General features: G+C 39.0%; 14 protein-coding genes. 1 reads left to right on the forward strand and 13 read right to left on the reverse strand.

Annotated features, from left to right (window positions below):
* Positions 1–54: 54 nt before the first annotated feature.
* The 3 genes from PPIS_RS14860 to PPIS_RS14870 all read right to left on the reverse strand — a co-directional run bounded on the left by PPIS_RS14860 (position 55) and on the right by PPIS_RS14870 (position 2,552).
* On the reverse strand, positions 55–1,422 hold the full coding sequence (locus tag PPIS_RS14860) for a TolC family protein (protein WP_248694205.1): 1,368 nt from the start codon (positions 1,420–1,422) through the stop codon (positions 55–57).
* Positions 1,423–1,523: 101 nt separating this feature from the next.
* Positions 1,524–2,285, reverse strand: a complete 762-nt coding sequence (locus tag PPIS_RS14865; protein WP_010376904.1) for a thioesterase II family protein — start codon at positions 2,283–2,285, stop codon at positions 1,524–1,526.
* A gap of 30 nt (positions 2,286–2,315) precedes the next feature.
* On the reverse strand, positions 2,316–2,552 hold the full coding sequence (locus tag PPIS_RS14870; protein ID WP_010376902.1) for a hypothetical protein: 237 nt from the start codon (positions 2,550–2,552) through the stop codon (positions 2,316–2,318).
* 714 nt (positions 2,553–3,266) lie between these two features.
* On the opposite strand from PPIS_RS14870, the gene PPIS_RS14875 reads away from it, so the two are divergent.
* Positions 3,267–4,346 carry a ParB N-terminal domain-containing protein gene (locus PPIS_RS14875; protein ID WP_010376901.1) on the forward strand — a complete coding sequence of 360 codons (1,080 nt, stop codon included), beginning with the start codon at positions 3,267–3,269 and terminating at the stop codon, positions 4,344–4,346.
* 46 nt (positions 4,347–4,392) lie between these two features.
* On the opposite strand, the gene PPIS_RS14880 is transcribed toward PPIS_RS14875, so the two are convergent.
* From PPIS_RS14880 to atpG, 10 genes are all read right to left on the reverse strand, one after another.
* A complete protein-coding gene (locus PPIS_RS14880; protein ID WP_010376900.1) occupies positions 4,393–5,502 on the reverse strand; it encodes an ABC transporter permease in 1,110 nt (369 codons plus the stop codon).
* A 40-nt stretch (positions 5,503–5,542) separates the two neighbouring features.
* Positions 5,543–6,307 carry an ABC transporter ATP-binding protein gene (locus tag PPIS_RS14885; RefSeq protein WP_010376898.1) on the reverse strand — a complete coding sequence of 255 codons (765 nt, stop codon included), beginning with the start codon at positions 6,305–6,307 and terminating at the stop codon, positions 5,543–5,545.
* 49 nt (positions 6,308–6,356) lie between these two features.
* A complete protein-coding gene (locus PPIS_RS14890; RefSeq protein WP_010376896.1) occupies positions 6,357–6,926 on the reverse strand; it encodes a biotin/lipoyl attachment domain-containing protein in 570 nt (189 codons plus the stop codon).
* 90 nt (positions 6,927–7,016) lie between these two features.
* A complete protein-coding gene (locus PPIS_RS14895; RefSeq protein WP_010376894.1) occupies positions 7,017–7,199 on the reverse strand; it encodes a hypothetical protein in 183 nt (60 codons plus the stop codon).
* Positions 7,200–7,263: 64 nt separating this feature from the next.
* The gene (locus PPIS_RS14900; RefSeq protein WP_010376892.1) at positions 7,264–7,446 is read right to left on the reverse strand and encodes a hypothetical protein; all 183 of its coding nucleotides are present in this window, start codon (positions 7,444–7,446) and stop codon (positions 7,264–7,266) included.
* Between the two features lie 64 nt (positions 7,447–7,510).
* Positions 7,511–7,693, reverse strand: coding sequence for a hypothetical protein (locus PPIS_RS14905; RefSeq protein ID WP_010376892.1), 183 nt, complete (start codon positions 7,691–7,693; stop codon positions 7,511–7,513).
* Between the two features lie 920 nt (positions 7,694–8,613).
* Positions 8,614–10,740, reverse strand: coding sequence for a winged helix-turn-helix domain-containing protein (locus tag PPIS_RS14910; protein ID WP_010376890.1), 2,127 nt, complete (start codon positions 10,738–10,740; stop codon positions 8,614–8,616).
* 304 nt (positions 10,741–11,044) lie between these two features.
* On the reverse strand, positions 11,045–11,461 hold the full coding sequence (locus tag PPIS_RS14915) for a F0F1 ATP synthase subunit epsilon (protein WP_010376888.1): 417 nt from the start codon (positions 11,459–11,461) through the stop codon (positions 11,045–11,047).
* Between the two features lie 13 nt (positions 11,462–11,474).
* The gene (gene atpD, locus PPIS_RS14920; protein ID WP_010376886.1) at positions 11,475–12,860 is read right to left on the reverse strand and encodes a F0F1 ATP synthase subunit beta; all 1,386 of its coding nucleotides are present in this window, start codon (positions 12,858–12,860) and stop codon (positions 11,475–11,477) included.
* Between the two features lie 32 nt (positions 12,861–12,892).
* Entirely contained in the window at positions 12,893–13,753 is an 861-nt protein-coding gene (gene atpG, locus PPIS_RS14925; protein ID WP_010376885.1) for a F0F1 ATP synthase subunit gamma, read from the reverse strand.
* Between the last annotated feature and the right edge of the window lie 7 nt (positions 13,754–13,760).

Genomic DNA, 13,760 nt, shown 5'->3' on the forward strand with positions numbered 1-13,760 from the left:
TGTAGCGATTCTCCTAGTTATTTACTGCAAAGTTGCAGCTTATTTATTCCGTGATTACTTGATATTGCTTTTATGTGCGATCTCACCGCCGAATAAATTGCTAAAGTAACTAACTTCCTCAATAGTTAATTCACCAACAAGCTCCTTCAAAGCGACAAATCGTGCCATATAGTCATATTTATCTTGAATTAAACTTAAGTTTTCTGATAACAGCTTTGCTCGGTTATCTAACACTCGCGAGAACGGCCCAACTCCAGTAAAGTACTCATCTTCAGCACTTTTCAAAGCAAGTTCAGCAGCTTTAACAGCTTCACCATTTGCCATAATTGAACTATGCATAGCATTTAACGTACTAAAGCTTGCAATTATTTGCTGCTTCACTTCATGACCCTTAAGCTGCTTTAAGTAACGTCTTTGCTCAACTGACAATTTCGCAGCCTCACTCGCAGAACTTGTTGCACCTCCACTATAAAGTGGCATTTCTAGATAAACACCTGCGTTCCAGCCACGTCTCTCAAGTGAATCTGTAGCTTTATAGTTATACGTATTGTCATCATCATTGTCTGTGTAGCTCAAACGCCCCGTTACCGTCGGTAAATGCTTTGACTGTTGCGCTTTCAACTTTCGAGCTGCGACACTTTGATCCAACACAGCTAACTTATAATCAAGGTTTTTCTCGTACTTATTTTGTAAAGAAGCTAATTTTTGTTGAGGCTGATGTAAAACGGGCACTTCAGCTGTTAGTACTTGTATGGCACTTACTTCAGTTTGGGTTAATAGTGACAATTTCTCAAAGGCAATACTTAAGTCATTCTGTGCCAGTGCTTCCTGCGCTTTAACTTTTAACTGTTGAGATTCAGACTCTTTCACTTCGCTGATCTTAACCAGTCCAAAAGCATATCGACTGTTTATAATGTTATTCTGATCCGCGTAAGCACCTAACGTTTCCTGAATAAACAATAGCTTTTCTCGTGCTTTTACAACTTCAAAATAAGCAACCAAATAATCATTTGTGTAGTTAGATACGGCTTTTTGGAACCGAACTTTTGCTTGTATCGTATTGAGCTTACTTGCTTCGAAGTTATGATACGTAGATAGATCGAATAATAACTGGTCGACACTTAGCTCTACTTGTCGACTATCCGTTGTCGATTTTTGCTCTGCTTGATAACGTAGCAAATTATCACTTGAAGACCAACTCTCTTGATCTGTATATCTTACATTAGCTGTTAGTTTTAAATTAGGTAGAAACTGCGCAAAAGATTGCTTTTCCCCCTCGATCCCCGCAAGGTAAGCTGATTGTTCAGCATTCACAGCTAAATTTTTTTCAGCTCCTTTTTGATAGAGATCGAGCAACAAATCTGCATGTGCCTCACTACACAAAGAAAAAGCAGTACATAGACATATTATTTTAAGTTTCAACGAAACCTCCAAAAACACCTTACATCTCACGAGTGAGACATTATTTTGAATTCAAAATGATGGTTAACTACTCAGTAATAGCCTGATTGGCTACATTGGAATTAACACACAGCCTCAACTTTTCGAGAGATAAAGGTTTCCTCGAAAAATGTATTTAGCTTATCGATAACTTGCGTTGAGTGAGTATCGATAAAAAAGTGCCCCCCTTCAAAAGCATGACAATCAAACTCAAGGAATAAATCGGCCCACATTTCAATTTCTTTCGTTGATACCGCATCCTTTTTCCCATAAAACACTGTAACCGCAGAGGGAACCGTGGTTTTGCCTTGATATGAGTACTGCCCAGCTACTTTAAAATCGGCACGAAGCATGGGTAAATATAGTTCCATAAGTTCACGATGCTCCAATATTTCCTTGGGTGTACCATTCATTTTCTCTAGCTCCAACATAAACTCTGGATCTGCATATTCATAAACTCTATCTTTGAAACACTGTCGCTGAGGACCTGCACTACCTGATGCAAAAAAATGTTGTGGCGCTCTCAACCCAAGCGCTAATGCTCTTCGTGCAACTTCGAAACCGATACGACTCCCCAAACTATGACCAAAAATCACATAATCATTAGATAACAGATGGCTAATGTTTGGAACAAGCCCATCAATCAACTCATCCATATTGTCTATTGGAGCCTTATCAAAGTGCGCTCCTCTTCCTGGTAGTTGAATAATATGCACTTCAACATGATCCGGCAATAATTTGGGCCAGGAACTAAACGAACCAGCGCTTCCTCCTGCGTAAGGAAAACATATTAGTTTAACAGTAGCCTTGGGTCTTGGACTTGGTGTTACATACCACTTATTCATCTATATACTCCCTAGAAACACCTTAAGCATTTAATTAAGTTGCTGACTCAATTGCTCTAAATCCATCTCCAGTTGAAGGCTCACAGCTTGAGATTGTAAAAAGACGCCATCTAAACCATCAACTTTGCCGCGAGAATAACCTTGCTCATATGCCCATTTAATAAGTTGTAATTCTTTGCTTGATAACGATTTCGCAATTGGCATGCTGCGCCCCTTAGTTTTGTTGTAGAGTTTTACGTATTGTTTTTCTTCTGCTTTATCGAACATTTCAGCTACACCTCTGCTTCATTACACAAATATAGTGAAGCTGTTAATTGAAATGCCTCACCGTTTCGACAACACAAACATTACAGCTAATTCAGCACTTTTGGTAATTATGAAATGTTATTAAATCTCGTAGAAGAAAAAACATAAGATTTTGAATGTTATAGATATTTTTTGTTTTCTAAGAATCTAATGAAATAATAATTGCTGTAAAAGTGCTAGCTTTTGTACTAAAAACCTGTCCAAAGCCACGAATAGCGCGACTTTACGCTGAATTATGATAATTTATTCAATATTAGGCGTATTTATAAGCACCAAAAAATAGTGAGTAGTCATAGTTCAAAAAACCAAAAGAAATAAAAATATATCAATAAAATTCAAACGATTAGACTTAATACTTATTGGGAAATCAATTCTTATCACAAGCACCCAAGCAAAATGTCTAGCCAATTTTTGCTTTCAATTTTCAAAAAAAAATAATAATGGAAACTAAAAAAAGATGCTTTACACCAGTGAATAAATTTAGGTAGTAGCCTAACTAAATCGGCTCTGCTACAATGAATCAAAATATTGGAGTCCTCATTCTTAGGTCCAAAGCAGATACGTAATACGCAATGCATACCAAGCTTGGTCTTGCAGTTGTCTTTTATGCGCTCAGTCTATCGCTACCAGACCTGTTGTATTCCACTTTTAATTACTTAATTGAGCATAATTTCAATGTCTGAAAAACTAGAACAACTTATTTTATCCAACGTGAACAATAAAGAGCTGTTTCACTCAGAGACATACGAATATCAATCGTTATTTCTCAGTTCAATCACCCCTGATGCGTCAAATGCTAGATTTCTGCCATGTATTTTTTTGGAGGATGAACACGCCAAACAGTTTGTGACACGTAATATATCTAAAAATCAACTAAGTAAGATATATCAAGCTGAAGATCATGTCTTGATAGGAAAATCCTGCATCATTAACTGCCTAAAATATGGTAGTCCAGAATGGAAGAAAGCGAACTCAACTATAGAATCAATTGTAGAGTTAGGTGAAAACATCGCAGTATCAGAAATGATCCAGGCGCCCACTGTATATCCAGTAGCAGACGGCAGATACCAAATTCTAACAGGCCACCGGCGATTCTTTGCTCTTGTTTTCGCATATGGTTTTGGCCATGTTGCACAATTTAAAGTCTACGAGAGGAAACCCCTACTAGCCAAGGTAAAACAGTTTCAAGAAAATGCCAGCCGAGAAGATCTGCCTCAATATGGAAAGCTTCAGGCATTTCTATCTGCGATGATGGAAATAGATACACTTGATCAAGCACGGCTGAAAGTAGGTGAAAAGAAGCTAACTGTAAGAGACAAAGCTAAAAACTTGGGTATCTCGATGGGTGCTTTTGATAATTACAATGTTCTTACAAGATACCCTGAAGTTATCAATGCTTACGAAAAAGGCTTATCTCACTCTTTCGTCAGTACAAAGAAAACCGTACTAAGCATCGAAAATGATTACAAAGAAAAACACCAAAAAACCCAATTAAATCTCACAGATAGAAAGAGTATCGGTGAAGTAATAAAACAAAAGCTCACGGGGCAGAAACCGAGTTCAACCAAACCAAAAGCGTTCAACATTAAAGGAATTTCTTCTCCAGATGTGCTTAAAGCCCTATTGTTCACTGATGTTTCGACACTAGATACCCAGATAGATTGGGAACAATTGAACTGGCAAGACAGCCAAAGTGTCAATGATGCCATCACGCAATTAATTAAGTGTATAAATTCACGAGAGATAAAAGAGTAAGTAATACGCCCAGTGAAGTAAGGCTTGATAAGGATTGTACGAGCCTTCAAAACTCTCGCTTTTGGTAGTAACCATAGCAACAAAAGGCAACAATACAGAGCCAAGCTAATGCAATGAAGCTTAGTATTGCAAAAATACTAAAGAGTAACCAGCGACCATAATGTAGATCCAGCCCGAATAGTAATGTTATCAGTAACCAGCATATAATTAGGAAGTATATTCCCCAACGGGGATGGCAAGTTTTAAAAAAGTTTCTTACTGTCAAGTTTACAATTTTTTGGCACGAAGCCCCAGCCAACTTATGTGCAGCTACCTCAACCTTTTTATGAGCGATTAAGCTTAGTAACATATTCAAAATAGAAGCATAAGCTATCACCATTAACAATAATATACTCGGCTTTATTAAGTGCTCAAAAGTCTTTAGTTGGACATTTTTAGCTATATATTCCCAACCGTAGACCATTATTACCGCTATGCAACTCACGGTCACACTTTGTATTAGAAATACAATGTTAGCTATGCGGTTTTGCAGCACGGGATATGAATACTTGGTAGCAAGTACACGAGAGTAATCAACAGACGCAGCAAGGATAGCTGGATAAGTGTTAGATATAAAAACAACTGAAAACATGATAAATAGTAAACAACATATCGTTGAAACGGAGTAAGTTTGAATGGTCAGACCTAATGTAAAGACGCTAAAGTACAAAGCAAAGCATTCAATGAACACCAAAGAAACTAAACCAGCAAGAAATGTGAAAGGCACGCTCTCAAGTAAAAGCAAGCTAATGAAATCTACTTGACTCGCTCCCAAGATTTTTCGGATGGTCATTTCTCTAGCTCTTGACTTAACGTACACCAAATTTGTACAGAGAGAGTTTAACAATATAACTATCAATACTACACCACTGAAGCCTACGCCTAATAGTTGAAATATAAAAACTTCTGTAGACTGAGTAATCAAAATTGAAAGTGTAATTACTGTAAAGCCCATAACGAGACATACGAAGTTAAATATAAAATAGCCAATCGTAAACGGCTTGAAGATACGTGAGGTGATCGATGCACTTTCCAACTTACTGCTTCCTATTGCCATGCTTAAGTTAAGGCATAATTCTTTGCTTTCCTGAGCATTGACAACGGTTCCTTGTGCCATGAAAAATGTGTTTATCGAAGAACGAAACACAAACTACGTGTTATGCGACTCCTGGTAATGTATTTACATTATTGATATCTAACATAACTTGGCCATCGAGCAATCGTATTTTCCGACTAGCAAAATCACTTTCACTTTCAGAATGAGTGACCATGATAATAGTTGCACCTGCACGATTGCATGCTTGCAACATCTGCAAAATTTCTGTGCTATTGTTAGAATCTAAATTCCCTGTGGGCTCATCGGCTAAGATCACTTTAGGTTCAGTAACTAGTGCCCTTGCAATCGCAACCCTTTGTTGTTGTCCACCGGATAACTGGGTAGGTAAATGCCCAGCTCGATGGTTCATACCAACACGCTTTAGTACTGCTTCAACTTTTTCTTTTCTTAGTGCAACAGGAGTGTTTTGATAAAGTAGCGGCAGTTCTACATTTTCATATACGCTTAACTCGTCAATCAAATTGAAACTCTGGAAAATAAAACCAACTGAACCTCTTCTTAATTCAGCTAACTGCCTTTCATTGTATTCAATGATATTATGGCCAAAGAAGCGTATCTTCCCAGAAGTTGGTTTATCAAGCATCCCCAAAATAGACAATAGGGTTGATTTGCCGCATCCAGATGGCCCCATTATGGCTAGAAACTCTCCTTGATTGATGTGTAAGCTCACCTCGTGTAGCGCCGTTGTTTCAAGCAATCCAGATTGAAACTTCCGACCTAAATTCTCAAGTTCAATCGTCACTTTTTTGCCTCCATTTTGTCGTTTCAAATTGTAAGCGATGTGCTCATAACAATGTAAAAACATGGTTGACACCTACTGCACCTAACAAGTAACTTTATAGATTACTGTAAATTCACTTACGTTCCGCAATATTGATTCCACGAGATTTTATGCAATCCGCTTTATCAAAATAAAAATTAACTTCTTGCTGAGGATCGAGCCCAAGCAACTGGCTATTATAAGAGGGCAGTTCAAATGTCGTGAGCAAATGCTCTCCTGTAAACTTAGTCACAGTGAGTTCAACTTCTTCATTATTCAAGCAAAGCCAAAATGATCCATCAATCTGTGTTTGATTATACTGTGCCATATGAAGATCGACGACTGCCAATACTTTAGAACTAGAGATAATTGAAACCAAAGATCCTACTTTTACCTCTTTATTCAATTCATCATTCCCCATGATAAATTTTACAAACCCATCTTCTTGCGCTCTCACATCCTTAGTTTGCGCTCCATGACCTGATTGATATTTTAATAATGTTTGCCCCTCTTCCACACGCTCTCCTGGCTTCACAGGAAACTCAACAACTAAAGCGTCTTCTTGAAAGTAATAAAATACCTCCGCTGGTTTTGTGACTTGAATATTCCCTATCAAATGTGATGCTGTAAGCATCAATAGCGGTGCCAAACTAATGGAACTCAATACGTTCTCCTTGATGTTAAGATAAAATAGTGACTTACTTTTCCTACCTGTTCAGGTTCCAGTTCCTTTGTGTTGCTGAATAACTGATGGTTAACCTGTTGTGTAGCTTGTAAAATCATGTGTAATTGCTTCATTCGTGCCTTCTTCAGCACCGTTATTTTCCTGAGGTGGATAAAGTTCAGCCCCACCTGCAATCTTACGGGTGTGAAGAAGTTCAATACCTTTGGCATTTGAAAGCTTTTTTAGTTGTTTCTTTTTTAGTGTTAGCAACATGATGTTATTCCTGCGTTTTATTTCGTTATTATGTTTTTATACTTTTTATTCTGTTGCTCGATTATCAGCCTGTTGTGTAGCTTGTATAATCATGGGTAATTGCTTCATTCGTGCCTTCTTCAGCACCGTTATTTTCCTGGGGTGGATAAAGTTCAGCCCCGCCTGCAATCTTACGAGTGTGAAGAAGTTCAATACCTTTGGTATTTGAAAGCTTTTTTAGTTGTTTCTTTTTTAGTGTTAGCAACATGATGTTATTCCTGCGTTTTATTTTGTTATTATGTTTTTATACTTTTTATTCTGTTGCTCGATTATCAGCCTGTTGTGTAGCTTGTATAATCATGGGTAATAGCTTCATTCGTGCCTTCTTCAGCACCGTTATTTTCCTGGGGTGGATAAAGTTCAGCCCCGCCTGCAATCTTACGAGTGTGAAGAAGTTCAATACCTTTGGTATTTGAAAGCTTTTTAAGTTGTTTCTTTTTTAGTGTTAACAGCATCGTCATTTTCCTTAGCTTCTTGTTGTATTTATTTTTTAGTTTTTATGTTTACACCTGTAATGACTGAATCATCTGGGTGCCTAATTACAATAGCTAAGAGGCATGAAAATTAGTAATTATCAAAGCTTATTTTTGACATAAGATTCCTCTGTAATACTTTGAATTTAAAGGTTTTAAAAAACATTCGGAACAGATATCATACTGGTAATGTTTAAAACCGCGGTTAATTGATAAAATGACCTAAAAGTGGAGCCAAAACCTATAAAAATTGCTGCCTATTTAGCTATTTGATCTGAAGTCCAGCAGATTAGTTAGCTCCGCTCATTGTAAATGTGGAAGTAGACTGAGCTTTGGTGACGGATTCCTCACATGCTAACGATGTTAAAGCCGTTTCTAATCGCTCGTCATTAAGTACAAAAATTCGCCATTCCGACAAGAAGTAAATACTTCCTTTCAGAGAAAGTAGAAGAGAGCGTGAAGTTATTTACAACTGATGGGCTTAACGGAGAAAAGTATAGGTTTAACTGAAGCTATATATATTATGCTTATGGTATTAGGTAACCTGAGCTTCAGATATTAATACCTTTCAAGCGACCAGTTTCAGTGCTAATTGCGTTGAATTCACTCCCAATAATAGCCAGAGATTGGTGCGTAGATTCGCCTTATCTATGAGGGAGTAGGTAGTAGAATGGTGACAGAGCTCGAGCGTGGATATATCCCCAACACTCTCTGGCTATCCAAAGAAGTTTTTAAAACAATGGGTTAGTTAACCCCTTATCCAAACTTCAGCTTTATTAGGCTACAACCGATAAAAGTTCTAGAGGGCTAAATTTTATTAATGGCAACATCCCGCATACTATGCACATAAAGGTATTTTACTGAATTGCCAATACCCGCTTAATTAATCAAGATTATTGCCACTAGTGCTCTGCAGGCTCTTCATATTTAAGTTGAAATAAGTGGTTATTGATCGGTTTAATTACGTCAACGAGCAGCTTCCCTTCATGAAACTCTATTCCTTTAATCGTGCCTTGGCTTGGCAAGGTAAATATCAATTTGGTACTTTGTTTGGACTGGTAATCGATTTGGTAAATATTGTATCCATCTGTGTGATATATCATATTCCCCGCAACGGTTAATTTGTGTTTACTAAATGCCTTTGATAGCGGGATTTTAGCAATTGACTCACCAATATTACGATCAAAAACTTCCACTTTGTCTTTAGTTGATAAAGAAACATATAGATCTTTGCTAATAGATGATAACCATAAAGCATCTTGAACGGGCAATGTCGAAACGAGGTCGCTTGCCTTTGAGTAAATAAACGCTTTATTTTTTGACTTATTCTCCGTTACATACGCAATATCACCATTATGTAAAAATTCCGCCGATATAACTCTCCCTGAAGTTTGAATACTTTCTTCTAACTTCCAACTTTGAGTATTATAGACTTCTAGGCGATCTTGAAACTTCAACAATATTTCATCAAAGCCTTTTCGAGTTTCCACATCAAATGGCTCTTCGACAGAAAGGCGGCTCGCAACAACTGCGCCTTCAAGATCCAACTCAAACAATGTTGACTTACCATTCTCCACAGCAACAGCGAAATATCCATTTTCTTTCGGTGAAGAAGATCTGTGGTAGGCTATTTCTTTTTTCAGCTCCGTAAAAGTTAAGCTTTCAATATCAAGTTCGTTTAATTGGTGTAAATATGGATAACCCACCACAAGCATATTTTTCCAGTCAATAGATTGATAGCTGGAGTAGCGACTTTCCCCTAAAACTTGGATCGTATTAACCAGCTGTTTCGAGGTCAAAGAGTATTCATAAATCTTCTTTTCAAAAGGCTGCATCCAAATTAATGTATTTCTGGAACTATCATAATTTGCAGACCAAATTCGGCTCTTTGATTCATACAGCTTTACAAGGTTTCCACCTTCGGCGCCTGTCATATACAATTCAGAGTACCCTAATTGACGACGTTCAAAAAATACGCTATCGAGTGCCTCAGAGTAATGTAAAAAATGGTCACCATGTGAATTGATATTTGGAGAAGTTATTTGAAATTCTTCGCCGGTGAGTAAATTTCGGTTTACCAATGCCGATAGCTCGTCCCTATTTCGATAGTTGCTTTTTGTGTAAATAAATGAGTTTTCTCCAACACCTGTACCGAATGTAATACGCAATTCGCAATCAAATAACGGACTATTACTTGAACTAAAATCTCGACTTATTCTCCATACTTTACAACTTTTATTGGCAACATCGATTACTCGATAAAACAAGGAAGAGCTATCTGATGCCCATCCCATTGGAAAGTAATGAAACTTCGCTTCTCCAACGCGCTGCTCTTTACCATCTCTTAAATCTTTAACAACCAAGTAACTTTTATCTTGTCCTTCAGGAATAAAAGAAAACGCTGCATAATTTTTATCTGGAGATAAAAGTAAAATATTGTACTGACCATCCATCCAGGATAAAGCCTGTTCTTCATAGTGCTTATTGTTAAACTCAGGTATGGCCTGTTGCTTATTCTCTTCTGATGCTGAATAAAAATATCCGAACCCCACAAGGCAGATCAAGACAAAACTAAAAATCGATGCGAAAGCAAACTTTGAGTTTTTAGGCTTAAGCGGATCAGTTTCTATAACTAATGGAACTTCGGTCTTAGTAGCTGATGCCTCATAAACATCACTTTCTTCATGATAAATAACAATGGGCTCAACAAAGAAGCTGTAACCCTTACGATAGTGAGTTTTAACTATAGTTCCTTTTTGCCTATCTGACTTGAGTACTTTACGAAGCTCAGACATTGCTCTGTTAATAGCATTATCGTCAACGTAATTCTGTCTCCAAACATCATCAATTAAATCCTGCCGAGTGATGATCTGATCGCAGTTAATTGCCAAGTAACAAAGGATATTGAATAAAAGAGGTTCTAATTCACGCTCGACTTCCCCATCGGATATGCATTGACGTCGCGGATCTAGTGTCCACTCGCCAAACTTCACTTCTTTTACCTTTCTGGGAAAATTTACTTCATTCATGATGAGCGCAATGTAATTATTATTAATTCCTTAATTTTATATAATGACACATTGAAAACAACTACTTATTACAAACAGATAAAAAAAGAACAAAAAAAACATCAACTTTACAAATTGGACAAATAACAACCAAGTACTTTAATACCAAAATACAAAATAAAACCAATAAAAAAGAACTAGAAATAGAACCGTTAGTAAACAAAACAAACGATAATTTAAATTTAAGTTAATTTCATATGTTTACAGTGAAGTATAAAAAAACCCACGCGATGCGTGGGTTTTTGATAACCAGATAGGTGGTTGCTTATTTGCGCAGCTGGCGAATAACGCGTAGTTGAGCAAGGGCTTCTTCTAGTTGTACTGCAGCTTGTTGGTAATCCAACTCACCAGTAGTACCAGAAGCCATTTGCGCTTGCGCTTCACGTTTAGCTTCTTCAGCAGCTTGCTCATCAAGCTCTTCCGCACGAATAGCAACGTCCGCTAGAACAGTTACTGTTTGTGGTTGAACTTCAAGCGTACCGCCTGCAACGTAGATAACTTCTTCTGAGCTATCTGCTTTAACCAAACGTACCATACCAGGTTTTAGGCCAGTCAGTAGTGGCGCGTGACCTGGATGAATACCAAGCTCACCTTCACTACCTGTCACTTGGATAGTAGTCACAGCGCCAGAGAACAAGCTCTGCTCTGCACTTACTACATCAAGGTGTACTGTCATTGCCATAACAACCTCCTAATTACATGTTTTTAGCTTTATCGATCGCTTCGTCGATTGAGCCAACCATGTAGAATGCCTGCTCAGGCATATCATCGTAATCACCGTTTAGGATGCCCTTAAAGCCAGAGATTGTGTCTTTAAGAGATACGTATTTACCAGGTGCACCTGTAAATACCTCAGCAACGAAGAATGGCTGAGATAGGAAACGCTGGATCTTACGTGCACGAGATACAACTTGCTTATCTTCGTCAGATAGCTCGTCCATACCTAGAATTGCGATGATGTCTTTCAGCTCTTTATAACGCTGAAGAATTGTCTGAACGCCACGTGCTGTGTCGTAGTGCTCTTGACCGATAACTTGTGGGTCAAGCTGACGTGAAGTTGAATCTAGAGGGTCTACCGCAGGGTAGATACCTAGAGACGCGATATCACGAGAAAGTACTACTGTCGCATCTAAGTGAGCAAACGTTGTTGCTGGAGATGGGTCAGTCAAGTCATCCGCAGGTACGTATACCGCTTGGATTGAAGTGATTGAACCTGTCTTAGTTGATGCGATACGCTCCTGTAGAACACCCATTTCTTCAGCTAGTGTAGGCTGGTAACCTACTGCTGAAGGCATACGACCTAGAAGTGCTGATACTTCAGTACCTGCTAGTGTATAACGGTAGATGTTATCTACGAAGAATAGTACGTCACGACCTTCGTCACGGAACTTCTCAGCCATTGTTAGACCAGTTAGTGCAACACGTAGACGGTTACCCGGTGGCTCGTTCATCTGACCATATACTAGAGATACTTTGTCTAGTACGTTTGAGTCGTTCATCTCATGGTAGAAGTCATTACCCTCACGAGTACGCTCACCAACACCTGCGAATACTGAGTAACCACTGTGCTCGATTGCGATGTTACGGATAAGTTCCATCATGTTTACGGTTTTACCTACACCCGCACCACCGAATAGACCAACTTTACCACCTTTAGCGAATGGACATACAAGGTCGATAACCTTGATACCAGTCTCTAGAAGTTCAACAGAGTTGCTCTGATCTTCGTATGATGGTGCTGCACGGTGAATAGACCAACGCTCTTCTTCACCGATAGGACCCGCTTCGTCAATCGCGTCACCAAGTACGTTCATGATACGACCTAGTGTTGCTGTACCAACTGGAACCTTGATTGGCTCAGCTGTACCTTGTACTGGAGTACCACGACGTAGACCGTCAGTACTACCTAGTGCGATACCACGTACCACACCGCCACCTAGCTGCTGTTGCACTTCTAGTGTCAAACCAGCTAAGTCGCCTTCTGTAACTTTTAGTGCGTCATATACGGCTGGCACGTTGTCTTGTGGAAACTCGATGTCCACAACGGCGCCGATAATTTGGACGACCTTACCTAAACTCATGTCTATTCCTCTTATTAAACTTTGCCGAAGCGTTACACGGCAGCCGAACCGCTCACAATCTCACTGATTTCTTGTGTGATTGCGGCTTGACGTGCCTTGTTGTATACCAGCTGTAGCTCATCAATCAGGCCACCTGCGTTATCTGTTGCGGCTTTCATCGCAACCATACGGGCAGCTTGATCAGAGGCAGCATTCTCAACTACGCCTTGGTAAACCTGAGACTCAATAAAGCGCACAATTAGTGTCTCTAAAATCGCCTCTGGGCTTGGCTCATATAAGTAATCCCAAGCGTGAGCTGATACTTCTTCTTCAGCTTTTGGCAAAGGTAATAACTGATCGATAACAGGCTCTTGTTTCATTGTGTTGACAAACTTGTTGTACACAACGAATAAGCGGTCAATTTTTCCTTCTTCGTATGCATCTAGCATTACTTTTACAGGACCAATTACGTCCTGAATTGAAGGTGCATCTCCCAGCCCTGCCTTTTTGGCTTCAAGCGAACCACCAAAACGTCTAAAGAAACCAGCAGCTTTGCTACCTAGTGTTGCGAACGACGCCTCAACACCTTTTTCTTTCCACGCTTTCACGTCTTTCGCTACACGCTTAAACTCGTTTGAGTTTAAGCCACCACAAAGACCACGGTCTGTAGAGATAACGATATAACCAACTCGTTTCACATCACGTTCTTCTAGGAACGGGTGATGGAAATCAAGATTAGCCTGAGCAACACGACCGATCACTTTGCGTAAGTTTTCAGCGTATGGACGACTAGACGCTACGCGTTCTTGTGCCTTCTTCATTTTAGAAGCGGCAACCATCTCCATTGCGCTGGTGATCTTTTGAGTATTCTTGATACTCCCGATCTTGCTTTTTATCTCTTTTCCGCTGGCCATGACTCTC

This window comes from Pseudoalteromonas piscicida (assembly GCF_000238315.3).
GTDB classification, from domain to species: Bacteria; Pseudomonadota; Gammaproteobacteria; order Enterobacterales; family Alteromonadaceae; genus Pseudoalteromonas; species Pseudoalteromonas piscicida.

What these genes read in the sequence shown, in the direction of transcription:
- PPIS_RS14870 (WP_010376902.1), bottom strand. Translation starts at nt 2,552, where the DNA reads ATGTTCGATAAAGCAGAAGAAAAACAATACGTAAAACTCTACAACAAA.
- PPIS_RS14895 (WP_010376894.1), bottom strand. Translation starts at nt 7,199, where the DNA reads ATGTTGCTAACACTAAAAAAGAAACAACTAAAAAAGCTTTCAAATGCC.
- atpD (WP_010376886.1), bottom strand. Translation starts at nt 12,860, where the DNA reads ATGAGTTTAGGTAAGGTCGTCCAAATTATCGGCGCCGTTGTGGACATC.
- PPIS_RS14885 (WP_010376898.1), bottom strand. Translation starts at nt 6,307, where the DNA reads ATGTTTTTACATTGTTATGAGCACATCGCTTACAATTTGAAACGACAA.
- atpG (WP_010376885.1), bottom strand. Translation starts at nt 13,753, where the DNA reads ATGGCCAGCGGAAAAGAGATAAAAAGCAAGATCGGGAGTATCAAGAAT.
- PPIS_RS14915 (WP_010376888.1), bottom strand. Translation starts at nt 11,461, where the DNA reads ATGGCAATGACAGTACACCTTGATGTAGTAAGTGCAGAGCAGAGCTTG.
- PPIS_RS14875 (WP_010376901.1), top strand. Translation starts at nt 3,267, where the DNA reads ATGTCTGAAAAACTAGAACAACTTATTTTATCCAACGTGAACAATAAA.
- PPIS_RS14905 (WP_010376892.1), bottom strand. Translation starts at nt 7,693, where the DNA reads ATGCTGTTAACACTAAAAAAGAAACAACTTAAAAAGCTTTCAAATACC.
- PPIS_RS14865 (WP_010376904.1), bottom strand. Translation starts at nt 2,285, where the DNA reads ATGAATAAGTGGTATGTAACACCAAGTCCAAGACCCAAGGCTACTGTT.
- PPIS_RS14900 (WP_010376892.1), bottom strand. Translation starts at nt 7,446, where the DNA reads ATGTTGCTAACACTAAAAAAGAAACAACTAAAAAAGCTTTCAAATACC.
- PPIS_RS14910 (WP_010376890.1), bottom strand. Translation starts at nt 10,740, where the DNA reads ATGAATGAAGTAAATTTTCCCAGAAAGGTAAAAGAAGTGAAGTTTGGC.
- PPIS_RS14880 (WP_010376900.1), bottom strand. Translation starts at nt 5,502, where the DNA reads ATGGCACAAGGAACCGTTGTCAATGCTCAGGAAAGCAAAGAATTATGC.